The organism is Synergistaceae bacterium (assembly GCA_012728235.1).
Lineage (GTDB): Bacteria > Synergistota > Synergistia > Synergistales > Synergistaceae > JAAYFL01.
Genome location: JAAYFL010000156.1, coordinates 1 through 9779, shown reverse-complemented (window position 1 = coordinate 9779; position 9779 = coordinate 1). Strand labels below are relative to the sequence as shown.

Below are 9779 nucleotides of genomic sequence, written 5' to 3'. Positions count from 1 at the left end.
TTTAGATGAAACAATGGCATCATCCAAGTCTTCTATTCGCTCTTTGGCATAACTTAGGAGAAACTCATCAAAGGTAAATTGGCACTCCTCTAGAAACTGGCTTATGTCTTTACCTATTAATTCAATCTCATAGAGTTTTTTTGGTAATTCTTTAAGTATTTGTAGTATACTGTTCATGAAAGCTCCTTTTCTTCGCTGTTTTTGTTGATACTAATAGCTTAGCACACTTGGAGCTTTCTTTTATTTCACCTACTTGACCTACAATTACTGTACACTACCTTTAGTATGTTCTTATTTGACATTTAAAAGAGTTACCTTAAAAATCCAATTAATTTCTACTGGATTCAAATAGATTAGAACTTAGTTTCAAGGGCTTTACTTTCTTTTTCCAGAAGAAAAAAATAAGTCAACTAAGCGCTAATATTTGTAATAGGAGGATTTCCTGGCTTAAGTAAAGAGCTTAAAAAAGATCAGACCCGCTGCTCTCTTTTTCAAAATGATCTTTACCCATGATATTATGCCCACTCTCCTCTTAAAGCAGCTCTACCGGGGCTCTAGAATCCTAGCTGGTAGTCCTTATCACAAATGGGTTTAATATTTCGAATTAATAAAGTCTATTATACTAACTGTGGAATCTGGACATAGGTTTAATTCCTTTGCAAGAACAAGTAGGCGATCTAGCTGCTCATCTCTTATTGAAACCCCTTTTGCAGTAGCTTCTTCGAATCGCCTAAATTCAAGTTCACCCGGCAGATAAATCTCCTCAACTCCCTTTGCTTTCTCAGTATTCTTTATATAGTCAATATAACTATCAACATAAGAATAAAAATCAAAGCCTGAGGAAAAACCCTTTGGATCTATAGCCATAAAAAAGTGACTTATTGCCTCTTCTTTTTTACCTGCCAATTCTTCCATGGTAGTTATTCTACCACCAAAAGGAGAACCTGTTAAAAGTGCTGTAAAGGCCTCTACTATTACTGCCAGACCATAACCCTTATGTCCTCCAAAGGCTTGAAGTGTACCATCTAGAGCCATTTGAGGATCATTTGTAGGAACACCTTCACTGTCATTGGCCCAATCCTTTGGTATAGTTTCATCAGCCGCAGCAGCAATTTGGATTTTTCCATATGCAGCCATGCTGGTAGCCATATCTAGCACAATGGGAAACCTCTCTTTAGATGGCACTGCGATAGTTATAGGATTAGTTCCTAGGCTGCGCTCTTTACCTCCAAATGGAGCCATAAGAGGAGCCGTATTAGTAAATACTATTCCTATTAAGCCAGCCTCTGCTAGTTTCCAACCATAATAATTTCCACATCCATAGTGACTGCTATTTTTTACAGCTACAGAAGCCATTCCATTATCTTTTGCAAGATTTATGCATAGTTCAAGAGCTCTTGGCCCGACTACTAGCCCACTGCCATTATCACCATCAAGTAAAATTTGATTTAGCCCCTCATTAAGTTGCCTAATATCAGGTTTTTTATTTACCGCCTCATTTTTATATCTCATAGCATAGTAGGGAACCTTAGCTATTCCATGAGTAGGTACACCCGTCATATCAGCTTGAATTATTACCTGAGCACTTGTCTTGGAATGCTTCTCTTCTAGCCCCATGTGAATAAAAAGATCCTTTAAGAAGCTCTCCATCTTTTCTTTCTCTACTCTTAACATTTTCTCACCTATAGATTTACTGGATTCTTAGGAGCTTCCCCATCCAATACTCCCATTGCTTCTGCCGCTGCCTTTTCTCTAAGTTCTATAAAAGAATCATGGGAGAAAAAAGCAGCATGTGGAGTTATTACTAGATTTTTTAGTTCTAGCAGAGGGCTATCTAGGGTAAGAGGTTCACTTTCAGTTACGTCAATTGATGCACCTGCAATTAACCCATTTCTTAGGGCATAATCAAGGTCTTTTTCATTTATAAGAGGTCCACGACCTGTATTTATCACAAAGGCTGTTTCTTTCATTTTCTCAAATGCATCCTTGTCAAACATGTGATAGGTCTCCTCTGTAAGTGGAAGATTTAGTGTCATTATATCCGCTGTCTTTACAAGCTCATCAAAACCTACTAGCTTTGCTCCGTTTTCTTCAGCAATTTTAGAATCAATGTATGGATCATAGGTTATCAGATTCGCTCCGAATGGTCTAAGTCTTGATGCGATAAGCCTAGCAATTCTACCGAAGCCAACAATTCCTACTGTTTGTGTGCTTAATCTTCTTATAGGTGGGAAACCACTTACCTTATGAACTGAATTAATATCCCAAATACCCTCATGCACATGTTGGTTGTATGTAGTGATATGACGAGTCGCAGCCAGAATCATTCCCACTGTGTAATCAGCCACCTCCTCAACGCAGTAGTCAGGAATATTGCAAACAACAATTCCTTTTTGCCTAGCAGCCTTAAGATCAATGGAGTCAAAACCTATCCCTTGCCTAACGATTATCTGACAGTTTTCCATTGTGTCAATCATTTCTTTAGTAATTTGCTTATCTGCAGTAATAACTGCATCTGCGAATTTTATCTTATCTAGGAAAGTATCATCATCACTATTTGGGATAAAAATTAATTCATATCCCCTTTCCCCAATTAAGGCTGATTCAATATCAGGATTTTCTACCAATACACTGGAAAGCACTATTTTTTTCATTATTTTTTCCTTTCAACAAATCAATCAAGAGAAGAAAAGGCGCTATGTCGCTATTCTACAGCGAAAGCGCCTTTACACCTTTTTATTATTTATTATAGCTTTGAGCTAAATCCACTAAATCTGTACCAAACTTATTGGTGAACTCTGGATAAACTACCTGAGCAGCGTCAATAAAAAGTTGCTTATTCTCATCTGAAAGCCTATTAATTTTCAGTCCAGCTTCTTCAAGTTTGACTAAATACTCTTCTTCCTGAGCAGCTAAAGCCTTTCTTTGCTCAGCAACAGTTAAATCTGTAGCTTCTTGTACCACCTTCTGTTGATCGGCTGATAAAGAATTCCAAAAATCTTCATTTATTAAATAGGGGCAGTTTACATAATAGTGGCCATCCATCACCATATATTTTTGTACTTCATAGAGTTTAGAAGTGTAAATTATAGCAATTGGATTTTCTTGACCATCAACTGTTCCTTGTTGTAGGGCTGTAAAAAGTTCATTGAATCCCATAGGTGTGGGGTTAGCTCCAAAAGAGCGAAAGGTTGCCAAATGAAGAGGGCTCTCCATTGTCCTAATCTTCATACCCTTAAGGTCACTTGGCGTATTAATAGGACCTTTATTGGTTGTAGTATGTCTAAATCCATTTTCACCAATGCCTAAAATTCTCACATTATGTTCTTCAAGGAGTCCTTTAGACAGCTCCTCTCTTAACTCGCCATCACAGGCAGCATAGGCAGCTTCTCTACTTGAGAAAAGAAATGGCAGGTCGTAGACCATATAGGGCTCATAAAAACCTGAAAGAACCGGTCCACCTGGTACTGTCATCTCAAGCTGATTCATGCTTACAGACTCTATGGCCTGACGGTCAGAGCCAAGCTGGGCATTGGGATAGATTTCTACCTTGATTGTTCCGTTAGAGTTCTTTTCAATTTCAGGTTTAAAGAAATCGACTAAGGTTGTATGAGTTGGATGGTCTTCAGCTAGAACATGAGAAATTCTCAGTGTAACAGTATCTTCGCTCTTACCTGAGGACCCCCCTTCTCCACATCCTACTACTGTAACTAGAAGTAGAGCAACTACCAGTAAAACTAGTGTTTTTTTACTTTTCATTTTTTTCTCCTTTTATTTTTTCCGTTTAAGTCCAATCGACTAGCCATTTAGGTTTTAGATTTCTAAAAGATAGATGTCATATTGCTTTTATAATAAGCCCATAGCAAGTTGTGGTATGAAAGTTACAAGTAGTAGAACTATGAGATTTACTAATAGGAACCACTTCAAAAATTTCATCATCTTTGCTACAGGAGTACCACTTATTGCTGAAGCAACAAAGAGATTCGCCCCATAAGGAGGAGTAGAAAATCCTATAGCTAGTGCCATTGTCATAATTATTCCAAAGTGGACTGGGTCCACCCCTATCTTTGTCACTATTGGCAGCATAATGGGAGTTAAGATAATACAGGAAGAAATGTTGTCAATGAATAGACCTACAATAAGCAGAATTCCTATCATAAGAAGCATTAGTAGGGGGGCATTATCTATTCCGGATAGAAAAACACCTATTGATGCAGGTACCTGTTTCATGGTCAAAAAGAAGGCAAATGATGAAGATAGCCCAATCATGTATGTAGTTGCACCATTTATTAGAACCGCATCCCTAAGAGATTCATAAAGATCTGCCCAGCTCATGCTCTTGTTAAAGACAACGCTAATAAATAATCCATAAACACAACCAACTACTGCAGCCTCAGTCGGAGTAAATATTCCCCCGTATATTCCGCCTAAAATCACTACTGGTACTGAAAGTGATGGTAGAGCTTCGATAAAAGCCTTGGAAAGTTTAGGCCTTGTAGTACTTCCTTTAAAGCCGTATTTTTTAGCTATAAAATAGTTAGTAATCATCAAGGCTAAACCTATTAGGATCCCAGGTATTATACCTGCTATAAAAAGGTCACCTATAGAAGCTCCGCTTGTTACCCCATAAATTACAAATGGGATACTTGGAGGAATTATAACTCCGATGGCTCCTGCCACGGAGGTTAAACTGGCTGCAAAACCCGGGTCATAATTTTCTTCTTCCATAGCAGGAATCATGAAAGACCCGATAGCTGAAACTGTGGCAGGCCCCGAGCCAGAAATTGCTGCAAAGAACATACAGGTTAGAGTGGTTACCATTCCCAGGCCCCCAGTAATGTGGCCTATAATCGCATCTGCAAAGTTTAGCAGCCTTTTAGAAACTCCTCCATAACTCATTATGTTTCCAGCTAGCATGAAGAAGGGGATGGCCATCAAAGGAAAAGAATCCAATGATGTAAAAGCATTTTGTGCTACATACATAACTGACACGCTCTTAGACAAGTACATAGAAATAAATGTTGCTAGACCCAGAGATATACCTATAGGGACACTAATTCCTATGAGTAAGAACAAGAGCCCAAAGAGAATCAATACAATCATATCTTTAACTCAATCCTTTCAACCCTCAATTTTTTCAAGAGTGCTTCCCTTGTATTCCTTGTAAAATTCAACCATTTTTTGAACAAGTCTAATCGCCATAAGTCCACTGCCTAGAGGTACTGATAAATATGGATAACCCATAGGGAGCCTCATAGCTGGCGACAACTGACCTCTAGCAAAAACTGAAGCTGTTAGCTTAGCAGAAAGTACAAAAAGAATTAGGGTGAAAATCAGCCAAATAGCATAGATAAATAATTCAAAAACTAAAAACTTATCCTCTGGGATTTTATTATTTATAACATCTATCCTCAAGTGTTTTCCTTTTTTAGTGGCGTAGCTTGCTCCTATCCAAATCATATATAAAAAGATATAACGTGCTAGCTCCTCACTCCAAGACAAGGAATTACTAAATACCTTCCTCATAATCACTTGGAGAAAGATTAATATTACTGAAAAGGCGAGCATTGCAACGAGTAATTTCTCTTCAAAGTTTTCATCCAACCACTTTATTATTTTCATAACTGCGTCTCCCTTTGCTCTTTTCCTTTCTATTTATTTTTTTCTTCAATTGCTTTTTTAATTTGTTCCAGAGCCCATTTTATATCTTCTTGAGAGCATGCGTAGCAAAAGCGCACATAGCCTTCAAAGTCAGCCCCAAAAGCTGTGCCAGGCACTGCTGCAACACCATAATCTAGAATTAGCTCGCAGAATTCCATGGAAGTTAAACCTGTTCCACTTATCCTTGGAAAAACATAAAAAGCTCCCATGGGAGTATTACACTCAACGCCCGGTATTTCTTTAAGACCAGCAACAATAATATCTCTTCTTTGTCTAAATTCTTCGACCATGTCTAAGGTGAACTGGTCACACTCATTTAGTGCTACAGCTGCCCCAACTTGGGCAAAAGAAGTAGCACATGTAGAAAGATTTTGGTGAATTTTAGTTAGTGTTTTTATATACTCTGCCTTGCCTATTACATAGCCAATCCTCCAACCAGTCATTGAAAAGGTTTTTGAAAGTGAGTTCACCAGAAGGGTTCTTTCTTTCATTCCCTCTAGTCCATAAATGCTCTTGTGTTCTCCTTCAAAAAGAAACTGATCATAGGTTTCATCTGAAATTATGAGAAGATCTTTTTCCTTAGCCAATTCGGCAATTTGCTTTAGCTCATCTAGCGTCATAACTTGTCCGGTGGGATTGTTAGGTGTGTTTATAATTATTCCCCTGGTTTTTTCGTTTACTGCCTTACAAATTTCGTCAATATCAACCGCAAAGTTATTATCAATTGTCAGTGGGACTTCTATTAGTTCAACCCCTGCAATTACAGCAATTTCTTTATATGCAGAGAAGTAGGGACTAAGAATTATACACTCATCTCCTTCAGAAAAATAGGAAAGGAAGATTGTACTTATAGCCTCACAAGCTCCAGCCGTAACAACTATTTCATCCTCTGGATTAACTACCAGATCATTCTTTTTTAGTTCCTTGTCAGCAATAGCCTTTCTAAGATTTGGAATTCCCGCCATCTCTGTGTAGTGAACAAATCCATTATCAAGAGCTTCTTTGACAGCCTCATTAGCCTTTGGTGGAGATGCAAAGTCTGGTTTACCTATCTCCATGTGAACAATTCGCTTACCTTCTGCTTTCAGTTTTAGTGCTTTTTGAAATACATCATAAAGTCCTCCAGCAGGGGGCATTTTACTAATTCTTGCATTCTTTTCCATAAATAACTCCTATCGTTTTTGAGGTTTTTTCTTCTTTTGAATCATTTCAGAAGATTTAGAATAGTATCCCTAACTAGGCCTGGGGTAACATTATAAGAATAGTCAACTTCTATTCTCTCTGTAAATTTATGGGCATCCTTGCCAAAGGGGCCTATATTTACAACAGGTAAGTTTAACTTTTGCATTTCTTCTAAAGGGAGCTTATATTTACTGCCAAAGCCTGGCATATTGTCCTTAAGGCTTTCTACAGCACCCTCCTCCCTAGGAGCTGCTGCATAGCTTAAATCTGAAATATATGGATAAAACTTTCTCATCTTAATCTTGTAGTTAGATTCACAATTTTTCTGAGCTTCTTCAACAGCTGCTAGTAGATCTCTTTCTTTTTGTGTTTCTTCACTTACATATATATGGGGATAATATGGTGGCGAGTAATAAGCTATTACAACTGGATCTTTGTCAGACCACATACTGTGCACCATTTCTACCATTCTTAGCGAGTGTTCTCTCTCATCCACATCCCTATCAGCTAGTAGTCTAGCCTCCAGCTCTGAAAGCGCCTTATCAAGTTCCTCTCCGCGCTCATTTTTCACTTTCTGGTAAAGCTCACTATAGGATAAAACTCTCTCTTTCCAAGGTAGTTCATAATGTTCAAAGCCACTTCTACCTGAATAAATTGAGAATTCTTCTTTAAGTCTGTCTATAGTTTTCCTAAACGCTCTAAGTGCCCCTTCCTTAACTATCTCCATCATTTGATCTGGTGTAGAAGTATGGGTTGAAAAGTTGAAATACACATAAGAGGTCTTAGCTGTTTGCACTGAGTATTCTGTTTTCAAATCCTGTTGACGCAAAGAAACTGGAGGGACCGTTACTTCTCCCTCTGCTTCATCTGCATATGCCATAACCAGATTCATTTCCTCCATAATGGCTGAGGAAATCTGATTTGGGTCAATGCCTTTATAGGGATCTCCTGCATGGGTTTCACTACCAACAATATAAAAACTAGGCATAAGCTTACCAACAGTGCCTACATATATGTATCTTGTTTCATCACCTTCATAGCGTGGTGCTGAGTAGTCCGTATCAATTACAGCCCTATAATCTAGCTCCTCCTTCTCCATAATTTCCACTAGCTTAGGAACAACACTGAGCATTCCCGCCGAGCCACCTTCTTCATCACAAACCGCTGAAAAAATAACATTACCTTCTAGGTTCTCTATATCTAGAGATAGCTCTTCCACGATATGCATAAGAATGGATACTCCGCTTTTCATATCAAACAATCCACGACCAAAGAGATACTTGCCACTTTCCAAATCTTTCCTTGCATCAGCAGGAATTGTAACTTCAGCCAGTTTATCAGGTAAACTATCCGGATTAGTTGCGTAGGCTTCTATTTCGCCATAATCTGATGTTCCTACAGTATCAGTATGTCCAATAAGTACCACAGTCTTCTTACTTGAACCCTTCTCCCCTTTTAAAACAGCTACAACAGATTTTCTTTCAAGAGGATCATCTACAGCATCTACATAGAAGAGATTATCAGGATGGTGTCTAAAATATTCCATCTCTTCAAAGCGCTCCATTACTTTTCTGGTTGCATCATTTTCATCCCTACTGCCTACAATACTGCCCACCTTAGTCAATTCAATTGCGAAATTTCTTATCTTGTCTCCCAACTTCATATCAATCACAACCTTTCCTTTCCTCCCTAAAGGGGTAATAAACCAATAACTAATTTATAATTAAGGCTCTAATAATATCTAGTTATTGTATACATATAAGTATAATATCACGGTTATTTGTATATTGCAATAGATTAATTACATGATTTTAAATATAATTATTGAATAATTAAACATTTTATGTTAATATAAATACAAAGAATTATTGTTTTCATACAAATGATAAAGGTGTCTAAATGAAAGAAATTGACAGAAATAATAAAATGACTCTCTCAGATATCGCTTATTCCTACATTAAAAGAGCCATACTTTCTCTCGAATTCAAACCAGGCTCATTATTAGTCGAAGAGGAACTTTCTGAACTATTGAGCATTAGTAGAACTCCTATTAGGACTGCCCTACAAAAGCTTAGTCATGAAGGTTTAGTTATATTTGGTAGTAAAAGTACTAGGGTTAAGGAATTATCTCCCAAGTCTTTTTTAGAAATATTCGATTTAAGGGAAGCCCTGGAACATCTTGCTATAAGGGATGCGACAATAAAAAGAAAGCCCGAAGATTTAGTAAAACTAAGAGCGCTCTATGAGGAACAAAAATGGCTTTTAAACAAAGATAAAATTGCAGGAAGAAGTTTCCTTGACATAGACAGTGAGTTCCATTTTACAATAGCAGAAAGCTCTTACAACTCTCTACTTGTAAAATACATGACAGATATAAACCAGTCCTTTATACGCTACCTCTATTATACAGATTTTCAATACAGGACTACAAATGTGATAAATGAACACGGCTTAATACTAGAAGCAATAGAAAAGCAAGATATAGAAACGGCACAAAAAATTATGGAAGAGCATCTTAAAGGAGTAAAAGATTCAATAATGATTGCCCTTATCCAAAATATGAGTGAACCTTTGATTTAACACTTACAACCAATTTTTTTATTAGTTTTTAAGTTAAAAAACTTCTCCAAATCAATATCTGGGAGAAGTTTTTTATTGCATATGATTTAATTGATAATCATAACAAGAAGTTTATTACCAATGGAATGGTGATAATACTAAGAACTGTCGATAGAACGATAATACCTGTAATACTCCCATGATCTTCTCCATATCTTGATGCCAGTAGGGCTCCGGTTGCTGCCACTGGCATGGCCATAATAATAACCGGAATATATAGATAATAGGATTCGTAGCCCAAAAGACTTAAAAGAAAATAAGTGCCCAGAGGTAGAACTATCAGCCTATAAAGACTTGCAATCAGCGCAAGTGGTCCC

11 protein-coding genes are annotated in these 9779 nt (G+C 37.4%); 2 read left to right on the top strand and 9 right to left on the bottom strand.

The annotated features are described in order from the left end of the window. Positions 1-177: hypothetical protein (locus GXZ13_07875; GenBank protein NLX75721.1), on the bottom strand; the 177-nt coding region annotated here is incomplete at its 3' end. A 319-nt stretch (positions 178-496) separates the two neighbouring features. Here GXZ13_07875 and GXZ13_07870 point away from each other — a divergent pair. Then, positions 497-595 (top strand): 23S rRNA (pseudouridine(1915)-N(3))-methyltransferase RlmH, encoded by a 99-nt coding sequence (locus GXZ13_07870; GenBank protein NLX75720.1) that lies wholly within the window; start codon positions 497-499, stop codon positions 593-595. On the opposite strand, the gene GXZ13_07865 is transcribed toward GXZ13_07870, so the two are convergent. The 7 genes from GXZ13_07865 to GXZ13_07835 all read right to left on the bottom strand — a co-directional run bounded on the left by GXZ13_07865 (position 592) and on the right by GXZ13_07835 (position 8506). After that, positions 592-1674: an Ldh family oxidoreductase gene (locus tag GXZ13_07865; GenBank protein NLX75719.1), complete on the bottom strand. Its 1083-nt coding sequence runs from the start codon at positions 1672-1674 to the stop codon at positions 592-594. The two genes, GXZ13_07870 and GXZ13_07865, sit on opposite strands and share 4 nt — an antisense overlap. An 8-nt stretch (positions 1675-1682) precedes the next feature. Then, positions 1683-2654, bottom strand: coding sequence for a C-terminal binding protein (locus GXZ13_07860; GenBank protein ID NLX75718.1), 972 nt, complete (start codon positions 2652-2654; stop codon positions 1683-1685). An 85-nt stretch (positions 2655-2739) separates the two neighbouring features. Beyond that, positions 2740-3759 carry a DctP family TRAP transporter solute-binding subunit gene (locus GXZ13_07855; GenBank protein ID NLX75717.1) on the bottom strand — a complete coding sequence of 340 codons (1020 nt, stop codon included), beginning with the start codon at positions 3757-3759 and terminating at the stop codon, positions 2740-2742. Positions 3760-3846: 87 nt separating this feature from the next. Then, a complete protein-coding gene (locus tag GXZ13_07850) occupies positions 3847-5103 on the bottom strand; it encodes a TRAP transporter large permease (protein NLX75716.1) in 1257 nt (418 codons plus the stop codon). Between the two features lie 18 nt (positions 5104-5121). Then, a complete protein-coding gene (locus tag GXZ13_07845; GenBank protein NLX75715.1) occupies positions 5122-5622 on the bottom strand; it encodes a TRAP transporter small permease in 501 nt (166 codons plus the stop codon). A 29-nt stretch (positions 5623-5651) separates the two neighbouring features. Continuing rightward, a complete protein-coding gene (locus tag GXZ13_07840; GenBank protein NLX75714.1) occupies positions 5652-6824 on the bottom strand; it encodes a pyridoxal phosphate-dependent aminotransferase in 1173 nt (390 codons plus the stop codon). Positions 6825-6865: 41 nt separating this feature from the next. Beyond that, the gene (locus GXZ13_07835) at positions 6866-8506 is read right to left on the bottom strand and encodes a M20/M25/M40 family metallo-hydrolase (protein NLX75713.1); all 1641 of its coding nucleotides are present in this window, start codon (positions 8504-8506) and stop codon (positions 6866-6868) included. A gap of 236 nt (positions 8507-8742) precedes the next feature. Between GXZ13_07835 and GXZ13_07830 the strand changes: the two genes are divergently transcribed. Continuing rightward, complete coding sequence (locus GXZ13_07830) at positions 8743-9423, top strand: GntR family transcriptional regulator (GenBank protein ID NLX75712.1); 681 nt, start codon at positions 8743-8745, stop codon at positions 9421-9423. Positions 9424-9520: 97 nt separating this feature from the next. Here GXZ13_07830 and GXZ13_07825 read toward each other — a convergent pair. Next, on the bottom strand, positions 9521-9779 hold a 259-nt coding region (locus tag GXZ13_07825; GenBank protein ID NLX75711.1), incomplete at its 5' end, for an AEC family transporter.